Origin of the sequence: Algoriphagus halophilus (assembly GCF_041729275.1) — a bacterium.
Lineage (GTDB): Bacteria > Bacteroidota > Bacteroidia > Cytophagales > Cyclobacteriaceae > Algoriphagus > Algoriphagus halophilus_A.
The window spans coordinates 1,667,789-1,690,499 of sequence record NZ_CP146486.1 but is presented as its reverse complement, the minus strand read 5'-3'; the positions used below and the strand labels follow the sequence as shown (position 1 = coordinate 1,690,499).

General features: G+C 39.3%; 14 protein-coding genes, 1 tRNA gene and 6 pseudogenes. 18 read left to right on the top strand and 3 right to left on the bottom strand.

The window, feature by feature from the left end; all coding sequences use genetic code 11:
* The first annotated feature begins 7 nt into the window (after positions 1-7).
* The 3 genes and pseudogenes from V8V91_RS09100 to V8V91_RS09090 all read left to right on the top strand — a co-directional run bounded on the left by V8V91_RS09100 (position 8) and on the right by V8V91_RS09090 (position 1,680).
* Positions 8-169 carry a hypothetical protein gene (locus tag V8V91_RS09100; protein ID WP_373399781.1) on the top strand — a complete coding sequence of 54 codons (162 nt, stop codon included), beginning with the start codon at positions 8-10 and terminating at the stop codon, positions 167-169.
* A 34-nt stretch (positions 170-203) separates the two neighbouring features.
* Positions 204-752, top strand: a complete 549-nt coding sequence (gene pyrR / locus V8V91_RS09095) for a bifunctional pyr operon transcriptional regulator/uracil phosphoribosyltransferase PyrR (RefSeq protein ID WP_074226448.1) — start codon at positions 204-206, stop codon at positions 750-752.
* Positions 753-754: 2 nt separating this feature from the next.
* A pseudogene (locus V8V91_RS09090) lies at positions 755-1,680 on the top strand (aspartate carbamoyltransferase catalytic subunit).
* Positions 1,681-1,760: 80 nt separating this feature from the next.
* Here V8V91_RS09090 and V8V91_RS09085 read toward each other — a convergent pair.
* Entirely contained in the window at positions 1,761-2,372 is a 612-nt protein-coding gene (locus V8V91_RS09085; protein ID WP_373399780.1) for a hypothetical protein, read from the bottom strand.
* Positions 2,373-2,476: 104 nt separating this feature from the next.
* Between V8V91_RS09085 and V8V91_RS09080 the strand changes: the two are divergent.
* The 4 genes and pseudogenes from V8V91_RS09080 (at position 2,477) to V8V91_RS09065 (ending at position 6,950) form a co-directional block, all read left to right on the top strand.
* Positions 2,477-3,192: pseudogene (locus tag V8V91_RS09080) on the top strand (ABC transporter ATP-binding protein).
* A complete protein-coding gene (locus V8V91_RS09075; protein ID WP_373399779.1) occupies positions 3,185-4,816 on the top strand; it encodes a putative ABC exporter domain-containing protein in 1,632 nt (543 codons plus the stop codon). Before V8V91_RS09080 ends, V8V91_RS09075 begins: the two are co-directional and overlap by 8 nt.
* 100 nt (positions 4,817-4,916) lie before the next feature.
* Positions 4,917-6,281: pseudogene (locus V8V91_RS09070) on the top strand (pyridoxal-phosphate dependent enzyme).
* Positions 6,282-6,290: 9 nt separating this feature from the next.
* Positions 6,291-6,950, top strand: coding sequence for a hypothetical protein (locus V8V91_RS09065; protein WP_373399778.1), 660 nt, complete (start codon positions 6,291-6,293; stop codon positions 6,948-6,950).
* A 107-nt stretch (positions 6,951-7,057) separates the two neighbouring features.
* Here V8V91_RS09065 and V8V91_RS09060 read toward each other — a convergent pair whose 3' ends face one another.
* The gene (locus V8V91_RS09060) at positions 7,058-7,501 is read right to left on the bottom strand and encodes a lysophospholipid acyltransferase family protein (RefSeq protein ID WP_373400646.1); all 444 of its coding nucleotides are present in this window, start codon (positions 7,499-7,501) and stop codon (positions 7,058-7,060) included.
* Between the two features lie 587 nt (positions 7,502-8,088).
* Here V8V91_RS09060 and rpsA point away from each other — a divergent pair.
* Together rpsA and V8V91_RS09050 are read left to right on the top strand one after the other, a co-directional pair.
* Positions 8,089-9,854, top strand: a pseudogene (gene rpsA / locus V8V91_RS09055) (30S ribosomal protein S1).
* Positions 9,855-10,158: 304 nt separating this feature from the next.
* Complete coding sequence (locus V8V91_RS09050; protein ID WP_373399777.1) at positions 10,159-10,611, top strand: hypothetical protein; 453 nt, start codon at positions 10,159-10,161, stop codon at positions 10,609-10,611.
* A gap of 257 nt (positions 10,612-10,868) precedes the next feature.
* Here the strand turns inward: V8V91_RS09050 and V8V91_RS09045 are convergent.
* Positions 10,869-10,942, bottom strand: a tRNA-Cys gene (locus V8V91_RS09045).
* Positions 10,943-11,306: 364 nt separating this feature from the next.
* Between V8V91_RS09045 and V8V91_RS09040 the strand changes: the two genes are divergently transcribed.
* The 9 genes and pseudogenes from V8V91_RS09040 to V8V91_RS09000 all read left to right on the top strand — a co-directional run bounded on the left by V8V91_RS09040 (position 11,307) and on the right by V8V91_RS09000 (position 22,708).
* Positions 11,307-12,569 (top strand): c-type cytochrome, encoded by a 1,263-nt coding sequence (locus V8V91_RS09040; protein ID WP_373399776.1) that lies wholly within the window; start codon positions 11,307-11,309, stop codon positions 12,567-12,569.
* Between the two features lie 39 nt (positions 12,570-12,608).
* The gene (locus tag V8V91_RS09035) at positions 12,609-15,695 is read left to right on the top strand and encodes a TAT-variant-translocated molybdopterin oxidoreductase (RefSeq protein WP_373399775.1); all 3,087 of its coding nucleotides are present in this window, start codon (positions 12,609-12,611) and stop codon (positions 15,693-15,695) included.
* A gap of 17 nt (positions 15,696-15,712) precedes the next feature.
* Positions 15,713-17,077 carry an NrfD/PsrC family molybdoenzyme membrane anchor subunit gene (nrfD, locus tag V8V91_RS09030; protein WP_074226460.1) on the top strand — a complete coding sequence of 455 codons (1,365 nt, stop codon included), beginning with the start codon at positions 15,713-15,715 and terminating at the stop codon, positions 17,075-17,077.
* A 2-nt stretch (positions 17,078-17,079) separates the two neighbouring features.
* Positions 17,080-17,610 carry a DUF3341 domain-containing protein gene (locus V8V91_RS09025; protein ID WP_373399774.1) on the top strand — a complete coding sequence of 177 codons (531 nt, stop codon included), beginning with the start codon at positions 17,080-17,082 and terminating at the stop codon, positions 17,608-17,610.
* 13 nt (positions 17,611-17,623) lie between these two features.
* Positions 17,624-18,253 (top strand): cytochrome c, encoded by a 630-nt coding sequence (locus V8V91_RS09020; RefSeq protein WP_373399773.1) that lies wholly within the window; start codon positions 17,624-17,626, stop codon positions 18,251-18,253.
* A gap of 2 nt (positions 18,254-18,255) precedes the next feature.
* Positions 18,256-19,546, top strand: a pseudogene (locus tag V8V91_RS09015) (quinol:cytochrome C oxidoreductase).
* A gap of 23 nt (positions 19,547-19,569) precedes the next feature.
* Positions 19,570-20,588: pseudogene (locus tag V8V91_RS09010) on the top strand (cytochrome c oxidase subunit II).
* Positions 20,589-20,616: 28 nt separating this feature from the next.
* Positions 20,617-22,503, top strand: a complete 1,887-nt coding sequence (locus V8V91_RS09005; RefSeq protein ID WP_373399772.1) for a cbb3-type cytochrome c oxidase subunit I — start codon at positions 20,617-20,619, stop codon at positions 22,501-22,503.
* Positions 22,487-22,708: a heme A synthase gene (locus V8V91_RS09000; protein ID WP_373399771.1), complete on the top strand. Its 222-nt coding sequence runs from the start codon at positions 22,487-22,489 to the stop codon at positions 22,706-22,708. The genes V8V91_RS09005 and V8V91_RS09000 overlap by 17 nt, the downstream gene beginning before the upstream one ends.
* The last annotated feature ends 3 nt before the right edge of the window (positions 22,709-22,711 follow it).

Sequence of the window (22,711 nt, the reverse complement as noted above, 5' to 3'; positions counted from 1 at the left end):
GGAAAGTTTGAAATTTGTCCACTGGTATGATCGGTATTTTTTACTAAGTGGAAATCAGAGAATTAGATATCAAGATGAAAGTGGGAAAGAACAGGTTCGAGATGTTTTCTTTGCCACCAAAATTTTGGTAGATGGTGATTTGTACCAGCCAGAAGAGTCTCTAGACTAGAAATTCTTCCTATATTTACCCCCAAATCTTACCCATGCAAAAAAGGCTAGTCTTAGACGAAGGACAGATTGCCATCACCCTGAGGAGATTCTGTCATCAACTCATCGAAAATCACGACGATTTCGAAAATACAGTACTTTTAGGATTACAACCCAGAGGAACATTGCTGGTTGATAAGATTGTTTCCCTGCTTGAAGAAATTTCAGGAGTCAAAGTACCATCAGGTTATTTGGATGCTACATTCCATCGAGACGATTTCCGTAGAAGAGATTTACCGCTAAAGGCCAACGAAACCAAAATTGATTTTTTGGTGGAGGGCAAAAAGGTGATTGTGGTAGATGATGTGCTTTACAAAGGTCGATCAGTGAGAGCTGCCATGGATGCCATGATTGCTTTTGGTAGGCCTCAAAAAGTAGAGCTCATGGTGCTTGTCGATAGAAAACTTACCCGGGATTACCCTATTAGGCCAGACTACTACGGTATTCGGATCAATACCCTTGAAAGCCAATATGTAATTGTAGAATGGAAGGAGCAAGGGCACGAAAAAGACGCAATTTGGATCACAGAGAAAGATAAAAATTAATCATGTCTCAACTCAGCACCAAACACCTGTTAGGAATTAAAAACATCACAGAAAGTGATGTTCAATTGATATTAGAAACAGCGGCAAATTTCAAAGAAGTGATCAACAGGCCCATTAAAAAGGTGCCTTCATTGCGTGACATTACCATCGCCAATGTGTTTTTTGAAAATTCGACCAGAACCAAACTTTCCTTTGAATTAGCAGAAAAGAGATTGTCTGCTGATGTAGTGAATTTCTCTTCCAGTAATTCTTCCGTAAAAAAAGGGAAACCCTGGTAGATACCGTGAATAATATCTTGTCTATGAAAGTGGACATGGTAGTAATGAGGCATTCCAGTCCAGGTGCTCCTCATTTCTTAAGTAGAAATGTGAAGGCAAATATTGTAAATGCCGGAGATGGTACCCACGAACACCCAACCCAGGCATTGTTGGATTCTTTCTCTATTAAAGAGAAACTTGGAGACGTTGCTGGAAAGAAAGTGGCCATAATTGGAGATATACTTCATTCCAGAGTTGCACTCTCCAATATTTTCTGCCTTCAAAAACTTGGGGCAGAAGTCATGGTTTGCGGTCCAATCACGTTGTTGCCAAAATATGTAGAAAGCTTAGGGGTAAAGGTGGAGCTGGATGTGAGAAAAGCACTTCAATGGTGTGATGTGGCGAATGTCTTGAGGATTCAGCTGGAACGGCAACAAATCAAATACTTTCCAAGCTTAAGAGAATATTCACTCTACTATGGGATTAACCGAAAAATGTTGGAAGAGTTGGATAAAGAGATTGTAATCATGCATCCAGGTCCCATCAATAGAGGTGTGGAATTGAGTTCAGATGTTGCTGATTCAGAGCATGCTATTATTCTGGAACAGGTTCAGAATGGGGTGGCAGTCAGAATGGCTGTACTCTATTTACTCGCTGGAGCTAGGAATTAATCGTGATACTTCAAACAAAAACGGCTGTTACCAATTAAGTAACAGCCGTTTTTTTTCTTTCAAACTTTAGGTTTTAACCCTTACATTCCTCTCCATCTTCCGCCACCAACATAGAATCCCAGAGTAAATCCAAAATATTGGTTGATTGCCTCGCCAATGACCTCTCCTGAGGCATTTTGTAAGTTGCTTTTTGGGACGAAGTTGTATTCTGCACCCATTCTGAACTTACCTAATTCCACTCCGGCTCTGACCATAGGAGCCCATTTAAAATCAGCTTCTAGATCACCGAAAATATCAGGCACATCAAAATCCCCATTATTAATCTGAACACTGCTTAAAGTGTAATATCCAAAACCAGCACCTATGTAGGGAGCCAATTGGGTACCCCCTTGATTGAAATAATAATCAAAGGTGCCTGAAATAGAAATGTTAGCAGAAATTTCCCCCTCATAATCTTCTGTAAAATTATAGTAGGTCACATCTTTTGCGAGTCCAGCTATTCCAAATCGTATTCCAACATTCATGTTGTCTTTTAAGTTGACTTTGGGCTCTAAGTTTACCAAGGCTCCTATGCCACCACCTTTGGGAATAGCAGCGCCTAAGTCCATCCCCATTCTAAATCTTCCGGCATGCTGAGCCATGGTATATTGGCAGAGCGTTAGAAGTAGTGCGATTACAAAAAGTTTTTTCATTGTCTGTGGTTTATTTGAACGTGATTTCAAAGAATAACAAAAAAGATTCCAAATTTTAGAAACCTAGACTTGTTCGCATTAGTTTTAAGATCAAATTCACTTTTATGTTAATAGTCAATAATCTGGTAAAAAAGTACGGCAAACAGAATGCGGTGGACGACTTGTCTTTTGAATTGAAGGGTGGAGAAGTAGTCGGCTTGTTGGGTCCAAATGGGGCTGGGAAAAGCACCACCATGAAATGCATCGTGGGGCTTTTGAGAAAAACTTCTGGAGATATTACCATTGGAGGGTATGATCATTTATCCGTGGAGGCTAAGAGACTATTTAGCTATATTCCTGAGACCCCATATGTGTATGATTTATTGACGGTCAAAGAACATTTTCAATTCATCGGTCAAGCTTATGGAGTGCCCAATTGGAAAGAAAAACAGATGAGTTGGTTCAGCTATTTGAGCTTGAAGATAAACAGGATAAATTAGGGAGGGATCTTTCCAAAGGGATGAGGCAAAAAGTGTCTATTGTTTGTGCTTTGATTCCTGATCCTCAAGTTTTGTTTTTTGATGAACCAATGATTGGACTGGACCCAAAAGCCATTAAAAACACCAGACAAATTTTTAGGAATCTGAAAGAGGCAGGAAAAACCATTTTAGTGAGTACCCATTTGATTGATAGTGTGGAGTCTATTGCCGATAGAATTATGATCCTGAAAGAGGGGAAGATTGTAGGGAATGATACCATAGCCAATCTTAAACAACAGTTTGTTCAAGAGGAAGGGACTTCCTTAGAGGATTTGTTTCTAGAACTTACCAAAGATGTTTGAATTCCGGATACTCCTTAGAAAGGATATTTTAATCCTACTCAACAATATCAAACTAATCCTAAAAAATCCACTTAGGCTGTTGCCATATGGAGGATTGTTGGCCTATTTCTTTTTTATCTATACCATGCGAATGAAGAGTAGGCCGGAGGAATCTGGAATTCAAACTCCAGATTTGGAAGGTATTCCGGAAGTGAATTTTGCCTGGCAAAATGTGATCGGAGGAATAACAATTCTGGCCTTGTCGTTTTTCGTTTTCCAGCTTTATCGTGCGACGAAAAAGAACATCAGTTTCTTTAAGATGGCGGATGTCAATTTATTGTTTACAGCACCGGTGAAGCCAGAAAATATTTTGATTTACTACATGGCAAGATCAATACTTCCTGCTTTGGGAGGTAGCATGTTGTTTTTATTTTATGGAGCTAGCCAACTTGCAGATCAATTTGAACTTACGGCAGGAAATATCATTTTCTTGGTTTTGGGATTTGCACTTTTCTTCTTTATGATTTTCCCACTGAGATTTTTGATTTATACCCTTCATACCAAGTATGGGATCATGAATTACATCAAAACTGGAGTATCTATAATGGGTGTTGCTTTAGGTTTGATGATTTTAATTCCTGGCCTTATGGCGGAGAAATTCTGGCAAGGGATGTTTTCCTGGGTGAGTTCTCCTTGGTTTAACTTTTTTCCAATTGTGGGTTGGAGTAGGGGGATCATGAGCTATGTCTGGGAGCAGAACGTTATTTTATCATCCTGCTTTTTGATGCTTTATGGATTGGCTTATTACACCGTCGTAAAATTGGTGATACAGTTTTCTGGGTATTACTATGAAGATGTATTGGAAGCTACCAAGTCCAATGAAGAAAAAATTGAAAAAGTAAGAGGAAAAAAACAAGCTTCTGAAGCCTCCTTTAGTATGAATGCCAAGAAACAATTGGCCTTACCCGACTTTGGGGTGGGGGCAAAAGCATTTTATTGGAGAAATTACGTGCATAGTTCCAGACAGGATTTTCATCCTCTATTTGGGATTTATTCATTGACCATGACTGGTTTGGGGATTCTATTTGCCACCCTTTCCAGGTTTGATTGGTTTTCGCATAAGATGTTTTACGGATATCTGGTCGTGCTATTTGTTTTCTATTTTATGGCTGGAATAGGTAGGGCTTCAGTTGGAGACTTAAAAAAACCATTTTTTATATTAATCCCTGCTAGCTGGTCAGCAAAATTCTGGAATATGATCAAACTGGATCTTTTTCAGATTTTACTGTTTTCTGGTCTAATGATTATCCCATCAGTATTTATTGCAGAATTGAACTGGGCGATCATCCCATTGTTTTTATTGGGAATGCTTGGGTTTTATTTAATCGGCTTTTCCATAAATCTAATCCCTCAAATCGCTTTGGAAGAAAGTTGGGATCGGATTTTAATCAAGCCCTTGCTAATTGGTGGAATATTTATTTTTGGAATCATTCCATCAGGAGTCGCCAGTATTTTAATTTTTGTTCTGACTAAAAAGTTTGTGTTTGGTTTATTGACTTTAGTATTAGGAGTAGCCTTTGTTACCGCTATTTTACTTCATGTAACCTTGGATGTGATTAAAAAGGTAGAATTTAAAGAAGTCTAGAAAAAGAACTTTTTAACTCAGAATTTTATTTTGTTTTTAGGTAAAGCGGACAGGAGGGCAAGAAAAATCCTGTATTTTTGGATACCAAATATAACTGACTATGATCTATAATTCCATCATTGAAACCATTGGGAATACCCCGATGATCCGATTGAATAAACTCGCCAAAGGAATCAAAGGCGATGTTTTAGTAAAGGTTGAATATTTTAATCCTGGCAATTCTATGAAAGATAGAATGGCCGTGAAGATGGTGGAGGATGCCGAAAAGTCAGGGCTTTTAAAACCAGGAGGAACTATTATAGAAGGGACTAGTGGAAATACTGGGATGGGCTTGGCTTTAGCTGCTGTGGCGAAAGGCTATAAATGTATTTTTACCATGGCTGATAAGCAGTCAAAAGAAAAGATAGATATCCTCAAGGCGGTAGGTGCAGAGGTGATCGTTTGTCCAACTAATGTTTCCCGGAAGATCCAAGATCCTATTATTCCGTCGCAAAGAAATTGAATCAGGATATTCCAAATTCTTTTATCCGAACCAATACGATAACCTTTCCAATACAGCAGCACATTATGAAACAACTGGTCCTGAAATATGGAGTGATACAGAGGGCAAAATAACCCATTATGCAGCAGGTGTAGGGACAGGCGGGTCAATGTGTGGTACGGCTACATATCTTAAGGAACAGAATCCGGAAATTGTTACCGTCGGGATTGATACCTATGGTTCAGTATTTAAAAAATATAAGGAAACAGGGATTTTTGATGAAAAAGAAGTTTACCCCTACCTGACAGAAGGAATTGGTGAAGATATTCTCCCAAAGAATGTCAATTTTGATGTGATAGACCACTTTGTTAAAGTTACAGACAAGGATGCAGCAGTAATGACTAGAAGGTTGGCGAGGGAAGAGGGACTATTTGTAGGTTGGTCTTGCGGATCCGCTGTTCACGGAGCATTGGAATGGGCCAAAGAGAACCTAAAAAAGGAGATCAAATGGTGATCATCCTTCCAGATCATGGGACTCGATACTTAGGGAAAGTCTATAATGACGAATGGATGAGAAATCATGGGTTCTTGGAAGATAAGACATTTGCAACAGCTAGGGATATTATTTCCGGAAGAAAAGGTACCTACCAATTGGTGTCTACCCTCAAAACGGATTCAGTGAGAAATGCGATTGGTTTGATGAATAAAACCAGTGTCTCCCAAATTCCTGTGATGGAAAATGAAGAGGTAGTGGGTTGTCTTACTGACAACAAATTACTGGCAAAAATTATTGAGAACCCAGAATTGAAAGATGCGAAAGTCTCCGATGTAATGGAAGAATCCATGCATTTCGTCGCATTGGATAGTACGCTGGACGTACTTTCTTCCATGGTAGAAAAGGAGAAAGCAGTTTTGGTGAGGGATGAGAACAATCAGATTCACATCATTACCAAACATGATATTTTGGAGGCGTTTACAAATTAATAACCTAGAATGGATCAACTTAAACTTCAAAGAATCATTGATTCTGGAGTAGATTTTAATATTTCGAATATCATAGATAAGGCCTGGGAAATGTTCAAAGCCCGGGCCATGTTTCATATAGGCTTTGCATTTCTGATTTCCACTATACAGTTATTTTTTACACTGTACTTAGAGGACTTTGCATTTATTTATTCCATTTTTCTTTCCCCTCCATTGGTAGCTGGATTTTATTTGGTGGCCAACCGAATGAGTCAAAACGAGTATGTGGATTTCCAGAATTACTTTGATGGATTTAACTATATTCTGCCGCTGATCATCGTAAATCTCATCACTGCGATTTTTATCGTAGCGGGTCTTGTGGTGTTTATTTTGCCGGGGATTTACCTGGGGGTGGGATATGTGTTCAGTTTATTATTTGTCCTTTTTGGGGGATTTGATTTCTGGCCAGCCATGGAGTACAGTCGGAAATTAGTTCACACCAATTGGTGGAAATTCTTTGCATTTCTCCTGTTGCTTTTACTAATCAATATTGGTGGTTTTCTATGTTTGATTGTAGGCTTATTGGTGACAATTCCATTGACCTACCTTTCCATATATGTCCTTTTTGAGGAATTGACGATTGATGCAGCTGATGAAGAAGGAGAGGGGTTATTGATGAACAAGGAGTAGGTAGATCCTTTTATAATTTAGACTGCAAGGGAAGGAATGAACATGAGGCTTTGTGATATCTAGTTTTTCTAAGCGTTCACTAGGTTGATATTAGGAAGTGCTTCTTGTTATTCATGACTTAGGATAATAGCCTCTAATCTATTTCTGCATTTTTCAGATAATTCATCTATTGAATGTTGATCTGAAGGATAAATCGGTTTGGAGAAATAGACTTTTACTTTTCCGGGGCTTAATAATAAAGAACCTCTTTTATGAATTTTGTCTGCATCGATGATCGCGAAAGGTAAAATAGGGATTCCAGTTTCAATAGATAGCCTAAAAGCCCCTTTTCGAAATGGTAATAATACATTTTCACTATCATTCCTAGTGCCTTCTGGAGCCACCACAATAGAGATACCCTTTTGGAGAAACTTGATGAGCTTCGGGATGCTCTCTTTTCGAGATTCTGGATTATCCCGTTCTACCCAAATGGCAAATTTGGCTACGACCCATCCAAAAACCGGGATTTTAGATAGCTCCTTTTTCCCAAGTGCTCTTACTTGTTGTGGGATTGCTATGGGTATGATAGGAGCATCGAAAAAGAACGGTGATTAAAAATGTAGATATAAGGCTGTTTGGGGTTGATATACTCCTTCCCTTGTATTTCAAACCTAAATCCTGATAGTCCGGACCAAATCCTTGCCCAAAGCCTGATAAAGAAAAAAGATAAGTTCCCAGCTCGGTCATTGATTAAAACAGGAACAATAATGAATAAGGCAAAAACAAGCATTAAAGCAGCAAAAATTACTAGTGAGTAAATGGTAAAAATTGCTTGGAAGATTTTCATGCTATCTGAATATTGGTAATTTTGGGTTTAAATTTAATCTTAACTCTTTGCTTGCATAAGCCCCGGAGCGCTCTGGGGCTTTTTATTTCAATTTAAGCTAGCTGAATTTATTTTTCTAATTCCTTATGAATAAAGGCTCAGGTAAATAATTCATTTTTTGATCAAGCATTTACGAAATAAAAGAAAATACGTACCTTTGCAGTCCGTTCGGGTGAACGGGGTGTTTTAGAACTATCTAAGGCATTGATTTACAACTAAAAACCCGCAGTCTCTTGACTCGAGGACTGATGGGATTTCAGAGTCAATACTATTATGTCTAATAAAGAAGATTTTAACTGGGACAACTTCGAAACCAAAGGTTTTGGAGAAGGCTATTCCAAAGAGCAAAAAGCTCAGATGGAGGCAATGTATGCTGGTACACTAAATGAAATCACTGAGAAAGAAGTGATCAAAGGTGTAGTAGTAGGAGTGAATGATAAAGATGTGATCATCAACATTGGCTTCAAATCTGACGGTTTGGTTCCTTTGAGTGAATTCCGTGATCTAGATGGTATTAAGCCAGGTGATGAGGTAGAGGTATTCATTGAGGAGCAGGAAAATGCTTTGGGTCAATTGATCCTTTCCCGTAAGAAAGCCAAGATCGTACGTGCATGGCAGGACATCGAAGATGCTCTTGAGCATGACAATGTGATCGAAGGTTTGGTGAAAAGAAGAACCAAAGGTGGTTTGATCGTAGATATCTACGGTGTAGAAGCTTTCTTGCCAGGTTCTCAAATCGACGTGAAGCCTATCAGAGATTTCGATATCTATGTAGGTAAGAAGATGGAAGTGAAAGTGGTGAAAATCAACCACGCTAACGATAACGTTGTAGTTTCTCACAAAGTATTGATCGAAAAAGATCTAGAGAAGCAAAAAGCGGAAATCCTAAACAACCTAGAAAAAGGTCAAGTATTGGAAGGTGTGATCAAGAACATGACCAACTTCGGTGTATTCATCGATTTGGGTGGTGTAGACGGTCTACTTCACATTACAGATATTTCTTGGGGACGTATCAATCATCCAGAAGAAGTATTGCAGCTTGATCAGAAAGTTCAGATTGTGGTTCTTGACTTTGATGATGATAAGAAGAGAATTTCTTTGGGTATGAAGCAATTGACTGCTCATCCTTGGGATTCTTTGGCTTCTAACCTTGAAGTTGGTTCTAAAGTAAGAGGTAAGATTGTAAACGTAGCCGACTACGGTGCGTTCTTGGAGCTTGCTCCAGGTGTGGAAGGATTGATCCACGTTTCTGAAATGAGCTGGTCTCAGCACTTGAGAAACCCTGCTGACTTTGTAAAAGTTGGTGACGAAATCGATGCAGTAGTATTGACTTTGGATAAGGACGAAAGAAAAATGTCTTTGGGTATCAAGCAATTGACTGAAGATCCTTGGACTAAGAATGATATGGGTACTAAGTATGCCGTGGGTACTAAGCACACTGGTGTAGTTAGAAACTTGACTAACTTCGGTCTATTCCTTGAAATGGAAGAAGGTATCGATGGCTTGGTTCACGTTTCTGATCTTTCTTGGACTAAGAAAATCAAGCATCCATCTGAATTCGTAAAAGTAGGAGATGAGCTAGAGGTAGCTGTTCTTGAACTTGATGTTGATAACAGAAGATTGGCCCTAGGTCATAAGCAGTTGGAAGAGAATCCATGGGATACTTTTGAGAATGTATTCCCAGTAGGATCTGTTCATAAGTGTACTGTAGTTTCTAAGAATGATAAAGGTGCTGTTCTTGAGCTTCCTTACGGTTTAGAAGGTTTCGCAACCATCAAAAACTTGGAGAAAGCAGATGGTTCTTCTGTAGAAGCAGGTGACTCTGAAGATTTCAAAGTGACTGAATTCTCTAAAGATGATAAGAGAATCGTTCTTTCTCACACTGCTACATTCAAAGAAGAGGCAAAGCCAGCTAAGAAAGAAGCGAAGAAAAATCTGAAACTTCTACATCTTCTTCAGCTCCAGCAGAGAAGTCTACCCTAGGAGACTTAGATGCTTTGACTCAATTGAAAGAGCAAATGGAAGGTGGAAAAAAGTAAGAATTTGATTTCTTAACTTATTCATATAAAAAACGCCGGCTGAAAAGTCGGCGTTTTTTTATGTCCTTTTATATTTTTAGTGTATCCATCCCAAGTTGCGGATTGAATTCAACCAACGTATCGATTGATATATCTTTCAATTAAATTCCTACCTAATGAGAAAACATCTACTGTTTATTTTCTTCATTTTCTTTTGTATTACTTCTGCAAGGGCTCAATCGGAATTGAGCTCAAAGGGTATTATGGGATTTCTGGGAATCGGTTAGCGAGGAAGATACAGCTTACAGGATCGAGTTCGGTAAACATGGAAAGCTTATCTGAATTTGGATTGATTCTTTCCAAAGGAATAGCCAAAAAATTTAGGCTTAACGCAGGTGTGAATTATACAACGGCCCAGGTTTATTACAGACCAGCTCCATGCCCAAACTGCGGGATGGAGAATAGGTCATCCTATGTGCATAATCCTGATTTTGAAATGGTTACAATACCAGTATATCTCGAATATACATTTTTGAAATACCTATATGGAGCAGTGGGACCTGTAGTTGATTTCCAGACCTCTCATACCCATAATTTCACAGATCAAAGCGGAATTGGGTACATGTTAGGAGCTGGGGCTAAGTATACAACCAATAAGATGGTTTTTTCAGTTTTTCCTCATTATAAGAGACACAATGTTATTCCTTTTGAAAAAACGGAAAATAAATATTTGCTGGAGGAATTCGGTCTTCAGTTTGGGATAGCTTATCGGTTTTAAGAAAGTCCTTAGCCTTTCTACCACCTTTGAGATTTAAAGATTTCAAAGGTTTTTACTTTTAGGTGCTATTGTTGAAAACTATTCAAAATAAAAAAGCATCCTAGGTCCAGGATGCTTTTTTGTGGAGGTCGCGATGGCGGACCTGGCTTCAGCAGGCAAGCAAAGCTTCCAAGGAAGGTTCGAACCGCTGTACAAGGTTTTTATGAAAAAGAATTGGGTTAAAATGAAAAAAGCACCCTCTTAAGGATGCTTTTTCGTGGAGGTCGCGAGCGGATTCGAACCGCTGTACAAGGTTTTGCAGACCTCTGCCTAGCCGCTCGGCCACGCGACCATTTATGAAATGGAATGCAAATTTAGAGATTATCTTTCTCGATGCAATAGAGACTTCATTTATTTTCTGGATTTAAGGTGAGCTATTACTCAAAGTATTGATTTACACCTTAAAAAAATCCAGTAACGACGAATTATTTTTGAAGTTCTATCCAGAATTTATTTCTAACTTATTTATAACGATTCTAAATAAAATAACTTCCATAAAAAGTACTCTAAAATATTGAAAATCAGCTAGGTAAACTGGCTTTTAGCCCTTAGTTCCTCCGGTTATTTGAATTGAAATCTTGTTTGAAAAATTGAGCCCGGGTAGTACCTTTGCAAGGGTTATTGAAAACCGCATAAACTATTTAATTAGCTATAATATGTTATCCAAACGCTCGTTAGTAGGGGTTCGATGGAATTTCCACACACTGGCAGTGCTGTTTTTCATGCTGATAGGAATTCAGGCTTTTGCCGCGGATCCTGCAGTTGATAGTAGCGATGAAGCAGTAGCAGCAGGTAAGGCTGTATTCAATGCAAATTGTAAAACATGCCACAAATTAGATCAAAAATTAGTTGGTCCAGCATTAAGAGGTGTTTCTGATAGAAGAGAAATTCCTTGGATCAAATCTTTCATTAAAAATTCACAGGCATTAATCGCCTCTGGTGATAAAACAGCCAATGATCTCTACAAAGAGTTCAACAATACAGCGATGCCAGCGCATGAATTTTTATCAGATGATGATTTAAATAATTTACTTTCCTACATCGAATTTGGTGACAAGGTAGATCCAGCTGCAGCAGCTGCTGTAGAAGGTGGTGCCGAAGGTGCTTCCGTTGCAGGGGGAGGAATACCAAATGAATATCTGACAGTAATCCTAGCTGTTCTGGTAGTTGTATTGCTATTGATCTTGGTTGTTTTGGGATTGATTATCTCTGTTTTAACCAAGTATTTAAATAAGCAGGAACTTGATGAGGATGACAAAGAATTCGTTACTCAGAAATTCAACTTAGGAAAAGTATTTAAAAGCGATGGTTTCATCATCATTGTTACTGCCTTGGTAGTGGCGGTGGTTGCTAAAACTGCGATTGATGGACTTTATTCAGTTGGTGTTCAGCAAGGTTACGCCCCTACGCAGCCGATTGCTTATTCTCATAAATTACACGCTGGTACTTTAGAAATCGAATGTCAGTATTGCCATACTGGGGTTGAGATTGGTAGATCAGCGAATATTCCTTCACCTAACATCTGTATGAATTGTCATACTCACGTACAGAATGTACAAGGTAAAGAAGGTATTTCTCCAGAAATTCAGAAAATCTATGATGCTGTGGACAACAATACTCCAATTGAATGGGTGCGTGTTCACAACCTTCCGGATTTAGCTTACTTCAACCATTCTCAACACGTGAAAGTGGGTGGAATTGAGTGTCAAACTTGCCACGGCCCTATTCAAGAAATGGAAGTGGTAGGTCAGCATAGTGCTTTGACTATGGGCTGGTGTATTGATTGTCACAGACAAACCGAAATTGCTACTGAAGGCAATGCCTATTATGATAAGTTGGTACAGATTCATGTGGATTCAAAAGATGCCCTAAAGGTGAAAGACATCGGTGGGCTTGAATGTGCTAAGTGCCACTATTAATTCATTATCCTTTTTGCAAATTCATTCCTAGATCATAAAATGAAGGAAAATAAAAAAACCTACTGGAAAGGGCTAGAGCAACTTAGCAACGATCCGGAGTTTGTAAAGCATGCCGATAAGGAGTTCGCAGAACTTCCATCTTCTTTGAATGAAGACGGCAGTGCCTCCAGAAGAGATTTTCTCAAGTTGATGGGATTTAGCTTAGCGGCTGCATCTTTGGCAGCTTGCGAGGCTCCGGTAAGAAAGGCTATCCCTTATGTTAACAAGCCGGTTGATGTCAATCCGTCTATCCCTAATTATTACGCATCTACCTTCTCTTCAGGAGGTGATTATGCGTCAATTGTTGTAAAGACAAGAGAAGGTCGTCCTATCAAAATCGATGGAAACGAGCTTTCTCCTATTAATAAAGGTAAAGTCAATGCGATCGTAGAAGGATCTGTTCTTTCTCTTTATGACAAGCAAAGACTAACTGGGCCCCACATTTCGGGTGAGAAAACTGACTGGGCAACTCTTGATGCTCAAGTGAAGTCTAAACTTGCTTCTGCTGGTTCTGTAAAGATTGTTTCAAATACCATTCTTTCTCCAACTACCAATAAAGCCCTTCAGCAATTCTCTGAAGTATTTGGTGGTGCTGAAGTGATTCAATACGATCCTATTTCCAATTATGGAATTTCAAAAGCTGCGGAGACCTATTATGGTACTGCAGTTGTTCCTTCTTATTCATTTGATAAAGCAAAAACCATTGTTTCTTTCGGAGCTGACTTCTTAGGAACTTGGATTTCTCCAATTGAGTTTGCAGGCCAATATGCTAAAACAAGAAAGATTTCAAAGGAAAAGCCTGAAATGTCCAGACATTATCAGTTTGAATCTAATCTTTCTTTAACAGGTGCCAATGCAGATTATAGAACTCCAATCAAAGCTTCTCAAAGTGGATTGGCGGTTTTGGCTTTATATAATGCCATTGCAAAGAAAGCTGGTGCGACTACTGTTTCAGCCCCAGCTGTTGAAGTAGCACATTTAGATAAAGCAGCAAATGACCTGTGGGCAGCAAAGTCTTCAGGTTTGGTAGTTGCTGGTTCTAATGATCCAAACGTTCAGGTAGTCGTAAATGCGATCAATGAGCTATTAGGAGCTAATGGAACCACCGTTGATTTCAATGCGCCAGTGCATTTCCGTAAAGGTGATGACGCTCGGATGAATCAATTTGTGAATGAGTTGAAAGGTGGACAAGTTGGAGCGGTAATTTTCTACAACTGTAACCCTGTATATGATTTCGCTAGAGGTGCTGAAATTGCTGAAGGTATCGCAAAAGCCAAAGTTAGTATCTCTACTAACGGAACAATGGATGAGACAGCTTCTTTGGTACAAATGGTTGCTCCAGATCACCATTTCTTAGAGTCTTGGAATGATTTCGAACCAAAAAAAGGTCATTATTCTTTAGGTCAGCCAACCATTTCTCCTCTTTTTGATACCAGACAAGCACAGGATTCATTCTTAACTTGGTCGGGATCTACTTCTAATTATTATGAATTCCTTCAACTAAACTGGGAATCTGAGATTTTCACTCAAGTTGAAACAGGAACTGATTTCCAAGAATTCTGGGATCGTTCTTTATATAATGGTGTTTTTGCCATTACACCTGCAGCTTCTGAAGCTTTAGCTCCTGTAGGAGATGTAAGTGCTGCTGCTGCAGCTGTTGCAAAAACATATTCTGCTTCTAATGCTGGTGCTGAATTGGTATTGTATACCAAAGTAGGTATTGGTAGTGGTGCATTTGCAAATGTGCCTTGGCTTCAGGAAATGTCTGATCCAATCACTAAAGCTACTTGGGATAACTATTTGACAGTTTCTCAAAAATGGGCTTCTGAAAATGGAGTGACCATGATTGAAGGGGAGACTTCGAAAGCTTCTATTACAGTGAATGGAAAATCTTTAGTAGTTCCTATTTTGGTTCAACCAGGTCAAGCAGAAGGTACTTTTGGACTTGCTGTAGGTTATGGTAGAACAAAAGCTGGTCGAGTAGCAAACGGTGTGGGTGTGAATGCTTATGAATTGGCAGATACATCCAAAGGATTTGTAAACTTTGACATCACAGCTGGAGTTGAAGTAGCTGCGACAGGTGAAGCATATAGAATTGCAAGAACACAAACTCACCAGACCTTCATGGGGCGTGAGAATGTGATCCAAGAAGCGACTCTTGCTGAATATAAAACCGATGCAAGTGCTGGTAGATACCATCCTGAAATCTACAAAGACGGAGAGTTTGTAAAACCAAGCAAAATCTCTCTTTGGTCAGGTCACCAATATTCACAGCATCACTGGGGTCTTGCTATCGATATGAACTCCTGTATTGGATGTTCAGCATGTTCTGTTGCTTGTCAAGTTGAAAACAACGTGGCAGTAGTTGGAAAGCAAGAAGTATTGAACAGAAGAGAAATGGCTTGGATCAGAATTGACCGCTATTATTCTTCTGATGCTCCTGCAGATGATTTGAGAGGTATGGAAGTAGCATCTGAGAATCCAGAAGTAACATTCCAACCTATGATGTGTCAGCAGTGTAACAACGCTCCTTGTGAGACAGTTTGTCCGGTTGCTGCAACCACCCACTCTTCAGAGGGTCTAAACCAAATGACTTACAACAGATGTATTGGTACAAGATATTGTGCAAACAACTGTCCTTATAAAGTACGTCGATTCAACTGGTTCAAATACCATGACAACAAAGACTTCGCAGGTGTAAACATTGCACAAAACGATGATTTGGGTAAAATGGTCTTGAATCCAGATGTTACTGTAAGAGCACGTGGTGTAATGGAAAAATGTTCCATGTGTGTGCAGAGAATTCAAGCTGGTAAGCTAGCTGCTAAACGTGAGAAGCGTAAAGTTCAGGATGGTGAAATCAACGTGGCTTGTGCGGTAGCTTGTCCTACAGATGCTCTTGTGTTTGGTGATATGAATGATTCAAACTCTAAAGTTTCTCAGTTATTGAAAATCAAAGAGAACACCACTTCTGCTTTGAAAGAAGTAAATGAGGAAAGAGCATACCACGTATTGGAAGAGATCAACGTGAGTCCAAACGTTTGGTACTTTACCAAAATCAGAAATAAAGACAAAAACGAAGCGTAATCATAATTTTATAAACTATGCAGGTTACTTCATCCGTACGTGAGCCGTTAGTTACCGGAGGTAAAACCTACCATGATGTGACACATGATGTGTCCCGTCAGGTAGAAGGAAAACCAACTTTACTTTGGTTTCTTGCCTTCTTAACAGCCGCTGGTACTTTGGCTATAGGATTAATTGCAGTGACAGCCACCGTTTGGGAAGGCATCGGGATGTGGGGATTGAACAAGACAGTAGGTTGGGCTTGGGATATCACCAACTTCGTTTGGTGGGTTGGTATTGGTCACGCAGGTACTTTGATTTCAGCAGTATTGCTACTTTTCAGACAGAAGTGGAGAACTTCTATCAACAGAGCAGCTGAAGCAATGACAATTTTCGCGGTTATTTGTGCGGCAATGTTCCCGGTTCTTCACATGGGTAGACCATGGTTAGGAGCTTATTGGGCGCTTCCGCTTCCAAATACTTTTGGTTCGCTTTGGGTAAACTTTAACTCTCCTCTTCTTTGGGACGTATTCGCGATCTCTACTTATTTCTCAGTTTCATTGGTATTCTGGTATATAGGTTTGATCCCTGATTTTGCTACCATTAGAGATAGAGCTACAGGATTAAGAAAAGTGATTTATGGAGCGCTTTCCTTTGGATGGGACGGAGCTGCTAAAACTTGGATGAGATATGAATCAGTTTCCTTGATTTTGGCTGGTTTGGCAACTCCATTGGTACTTTCGGTTCACACGATTGTATCCTTTGACTTTGCAACTTCGGTTATTCCAGGTTGGCATACTACGATCTTCCCTCCATACTTTGTGGCTGGCGCGATTTTCTCTGGATTCGCTATGGTATTGACGCTGATGATCATTACCAGAAAGGTGTTCAAATTGGAAGATTACATTACCATGACCCACATTGAATTGATGAATATCGTTATTATCATCACTGGTTCAATTGTAGGTATAGCATACATCACTGAATTCTTCATCGCTTGGTACTCTGGCGTAGAAGCAGAACAATATGCGTTTATCAACCGTGCTACTGGACCTTATTGGTGGGCTTACTGGTCAATGATGACTTGTAATGTGATCTCTCCTCAGTTGTTCTGGTTCAAGAAAATTAGGACTTCTATCATTGCGACATTTGCTTTGTCTATTGTTGTAAACATCGGTATGTGGTTTGAACGTTTCGTAATTATCGTTACTTCTCTTCACAGAGATTACTTGCCATCTTCTTGGGCAATGTTCTACCCATCTATTACAGATATTGGAGTTTACTTATTCACCTTTGGATTGTTTTTTACTTTATTCTTCTTGTTTGCCAAGTTCTTCCCGGTAATCAACATGGCTGAAGTAAAATCAGTATTGAAGTCTACATCTGAAAAAGTTCGTAAATAATCATGGAAAGAGATAAGAATTTTATTTTGGGAGTTTACGACGATGAGGACGTATTGCTCCATGCTGTTTCTGAAGTAAGAACTAGCGGTGTCAAGATTCATGAAGTATATACTCCGTATCCAGTTCACGGTTTGGAAGATGTACTTGGTTATAAAAGAAGCCGATTACCGATTGCTGCATTCCTATTTGGATTGTTAGGAACCACCTTGGCTTTGACCATGCAGTTGTATATGATGAGATTTGACTGGCCAATGATTATTGGAGGTAAGGATTACGCTGCGATTCCTGACTTTATACCAGTTACGTTTGAATTGACTGTATTGCTTGCGGCATTTGGAATGGTGGGTGTATTTATGATCAGTTCTGACTTGAAGCCATGGGCTCAGCCTCGAATCTTTGATTTGAGAAGTACTGATGATAAGCACATCATGGCAATTGATATTGCAAATAACTCGAGTATGGAGGTAGCAAAAATTCAGGAGATTCTTAAGTCTTCCGGTGCTACAGAGGTGAATAATAAAAGTTTTGAATAGTAATTCTGGAAAAATGAAGATTGCTAAAGCACTAAGTTTATTGGGGTTTGCCGTTGCTGGAATCACGCTAGCTGGCTGTAAAGCTGATGGTGATAACCAGGGACTGGAATATGCTCCACAGATGTATCACTCTGTAGCATACGAGCCATTAACTCAAATTAAAGATGAGTCTCAGGGAGATTGGTTGTCTACCAGAGAAGATGAGAAGGGTGAGTTTTTCAACAGTAACGTGTATAATCCTCATGGAATGAACATGAGAGAGCCAGTTGAAGGAACTGTTCCTAGAAATAAAGGTGGATATCTTCCATATAGATACAAGGCTTTCGAAGTGGAAGCTGCAGCTGCAAATTTGACTAATCCTGTTGAATTGACAGATGAAGTATTGGAAGATGGAGAGAGGTTGTTTTTACAATATTGTTCTGCTTGCCATGGAAAAGGTGGACAAGGAGATGGTAAAGTAGGAGAAATTATCGGTGGTGTGGCTAACCTTACAGGTGGAGCATACATTAACCTGCCGGAAGGACATATTTTCCATGTTATCACTAAAGGAAAAGGAAGAATGGGAGCTCACGGTTCTCAGATTTCTCCTGAAAGAAGATGGAAGATTGTTCACTATGTTAAACAAGTAATTCAGAAGCAATAATCATGGCTCACGACGTACAGCATTATAATTTGGATCAAAAATTTGATTTTACCGCTGCGACTAAGAAGTCGGTTTTCACGGTATTGATCATTGGTGCAGCATTGTTGGTCATTGGTATTGTGATGGCAATGTTTGGTGGACACCACGAAGAAGCTGCTGAAGCTGGAGGACATGCATTTCATTGGTATGAGCGTTTATATGCTAACCTTTGGATCAACAATGTCTACTTTACAGGAATAGCTATTATCGGAGTATTCTTCTTTGCTGTGCAGTATGCTGCGCAAGCTGGTTGGTCTGCTCCAATTTCTAGAGTGATGTTATCATTTGGAAACTGGCTTCCATATGCAGGGATTTTGATGATTGTTACTTTCTTCGTAGCAAATCATGATTTGTTCCACTGGACGCATGCTTATTTATTTGACACCAACTCTCCAGAATATGATAAAATCATCGATGGAAAGGGATCTTTTTCTATTGGCCAATGGCTAAAGGAACTTTCCCGGCATTCTATATTTTGAGAATGGTTTTATTCTTTGGGTTCTGGGTGTTCTTCTTTACGAAGTTTAAAAAATATCAGCTCAAGAAGATCAATTAGGCGGAACTACTCATTGGTTTAAAATGAGAAGTTGGTCTGCTTACTTCATTATTTTCTTTGCAGTATCCTCTTCCGTAAGTGCATGGGATTGGGTGATGTCAATTGACACTCACTGGTTCTCTACCTTATTTGGATGGTATGTGTTTTCTTCTTGGTTTGTTTCTGGTCTTTCTGCAATAACTTTATTGGTAATTTTCTTAAAGAGCAAAGGATACTTGGAAATGGTCAATGAAAATCACGTCCATGACTTGGGTAAATTCGTCTTCGGATTCACCATTTTCTGGACTTACTTATGGTTTTCTCAGTTTCTTTTGATCTATTACGCAAACATTCCAGAAGAATCTGTGTATTTCATAGAGAGACTTTCAAGTGATATCTATGGTCCATATATCTTCGTGAATCTGATTATGAATTTCTTCTTGCCTTTCTTGATTTTGATGACAAGAGATGCTAAGAGACATGGAATTTTCCTTAAAGTAGTATGTACCTTGATCATTGCAGGCCATTGGGTAGATTTCTTCTTAATGGTTCAGCCAGGTACTTTAGGTCATAATGGAGGAATTGGATTTATGGAAATTGGTATGTTCTTAGTTTATGGTTCCGCTGTAACATTTGTAGTACTTACAGGGTTATCTAAAGGAAACTTGATTCCTAAGAATCATCCAATGCTTGAAGAAAGCTATCATCATCACATTTAATTATTAGCCGAAAAAATTAAGCTATGTACGGATTTCTGATCGGAGTAGGAGTTCTTTTATTACTATCCATTATTTGGATGGTGTACAGAATTCAAACCTTGGTATCTGTAGTAAAAGGATCTGATAAAAAGATCGCTACAGGTAGCAATAAGGTAAATGCTATTTTATTTATTCTATTTATGCTGGGTACCGGTTTCTTAATGTTCTGGTATTCCATCAAGGAATTTGATACCTATCAATTACCCATTGCTTCTGAGCATGGAGTTGTGACGGATCGTTTGTTTTGGATTACAATGGCAGTAACTGGAATTGTATTCCTGATTACGCATGTGCTATTGTTTATCTTCCCTTACAAGTACCAATACAAGGAAGATAGAAAGGCTTCTTTTACCCTGATAATAACAAACTGGAAATTATTTGGACCGCTGTTCCTGGTGTGGTATTAGCCCTATTGGTTATTTCCGGTTGGATGGCTTGGTCCGATATAACTGCTCCAGCGCCTGAAAATGCCCATGTAGTTGAAATTATGGGATCTCAGTTCCAGTGGGATGTAAGATATCCAGGTAAAGACAATGTGTTAGGAGATTATGATTACAGATTAACTTCTGCTACTAATGCGCATGGAATAGACTTTACAGATAAGAACTCAATGGATGATTTTCCATCTCCTGTAGTAGTAATTCCTAAAGGAGAGCCTGTGCTTTTCAAAATTAGAGCTAGAGATGTACTTCATTCAGTTTTCTCTCCTCATATGAGATTGAAAATGGATGCAGTTCCTGGAATGCCAACTCGTTTCTGGTTTGTGCCAACAAAGACTACAGCCGAAATGCGTGAGGAAACTGGAAATCCTGACTTCCAATATGAAATCGCTTGTACTGAGATTTGTGGCCGTGGTCACTTCTCTATGAGAAAGATTATTGAAGTGGTGGAGCCAGGTGAATACCAGAAATGGTATGCAGAACAAAAGTCTTTTATTCAGATGAACCCTGCCTTGGCAGAAGGTACTCAAGCTGAGACAAAGGAACTTGCAGAAAATAATTAAGCGAAGGTAATTAACAAAATTATAGATTATGTCTACAGCATCTGTCGCAAATCATGATACCACAGCGCACGATCATCACGATCATGAGCATCATGGTAATTTTGTAACAACATATTTATTTAGTACTGATCATAAAATGATCGGTAAACAGTTCTTGATTTCAGGTATCTTCTGGGCTTTGATAGGTGGACTCTTATCCATTCTATTCAGATTACAACTAGGTTTTCCTGAAATGAGCCTTGAATTCCTTCGACCAATTTTAGGTGGTTGGTTGGATGATGCAGGTCATTTGGACCCAACATTTTACCTGGCCTTGGTAACAATGCACGGTACCATCATGGTATTCTTTGTATTGACGGCTGGTTTGAGTGGTACTTTCTCTAATTACCTTATTCCACTTCAAATTGGTGCACGTGACATGGCATCTGGATTTATGAACATGCTTTCATTCTGGTTCTTCTTTATGGCCGGAGTGCTTATGTTTATTTCCTTATTCATTCCTACTGGTCCTGCAGCGGGTGGTTGGGTTGTGTACCCTCCTTTATCTGCCTTGGAACAAGCAATTCCTGGTCCTGGATTAGGGATGACCTTATGGTTAACCTCAATGACCTTGTTTATTGCGTCTCAGTTGTTAGGTGGTATTAACTATATCACTACAGTTATTAACCTAAGAACGAAAGGTATGTCTTTCTCAAGACTTCCACTTACTATCTGGGCATTCTTCTTGACAGCAGTAATTGGTTTGTTATCCTTCCCAGTATTGGTAGCTGCAGCATTGTTGTTGATCTTCGACAGAAGCTTCGGTACCTCTTTCTATTTATCTGATATTTATATCAATGGGGAAGCTCTTCCAAATACAGGAGGTAGTCCGGTTCTTTACCAGCACTTATTCTGGTTCCTAGGACACCCTGAAGTTTACATAGTATTATTGCCTGCTTTGGGTATTACTTCTGAAGTAATTGCCACCAACTCAAGAAAACCAATCTTTGGTTACAAGGCGATGATCATTTCCATGTTGGGAATCACGATCCTTTCCTTCATCGTGTGGGCTCACCACATGTTCGTATCAGGAATGAATCCTTTCTTAGGTTCGATCTTTATGTTCTTGACATTGATTATTGCGGTTCCATCAGCGGTAAAGGTTTTTAATTACCTGACTACGCTTTGGAGAGGTAATTTGATCTTTACGCCTGCGATGTTGTTCTCCATAGGTCTGGTATCCTTCTTTATTTCTGGAGGTCTAACAGGTATTTTCCTTGGAAACTCGGCGATTGATATTCAATTGCACGATACTTATTTCGTTGTAGCTCACTTCCACTTGGTAATGGGTTCTGCATCATTCTTCGGTCTTTTGGCGGGTGTGTATCACTGGTTCCCTAAGATGTTTGGTAGAATGATGGACGAAAAGTTAGGGTACATCCACTTCTGGTTGACCTTTGTAGGAGTTTACATGGTGTTCTTCCCAATGCACTACATCGGAATCGCCGGATTCCCAAGAAGATACTATTCTTGGACCAACTTCGATTTCGCAAATATGTATACTGATTTGAACATGTTTGTTTCTGCTGCTGCAATCATCACATTTGCTGCACAGTTTATCTTCTTGTTCAACTTCTTCTATAGCATGTTCAGAGGACGCAAAGCTTCTTTGAACCCATGGAGATCTACTACTTTGGAATGGACTACTCCATTGCATCCTGGTCACGGAAACTGGCCTGGTGAAATTCCTACTGTTTACAGATGGCCTTACGATTATTCTAAGCCAGGTGCAGAGGAAGATTTCATCCCTCAAACAGTACCTCTTTCAGCTACCCCTGAGTCTAACTTGCCACATGAACAAGAGCAAGTGAAATTAGAGATGGAGATTATGAAAGATGAGGAAGAGGGTTTGGTAGCTAATGAATCAAAGCACTAACAAAAAAATAAACAGCTTTCGCAAAGTCAGTTTTCTGACCGTGATAGCTGTTTATTTCCTAATCTTAGTTGGTGGGATAGTCAGAACTACCGGTTCTGGTATGGGCTGTCCTGATTGGCCGAAATGTTTTGGAAGTGTTGTTCCTCCTACAAATGTGAACCAACTTCCAGACAACTACCAAGAAATATACCTTCAAAAAGAATAGCCA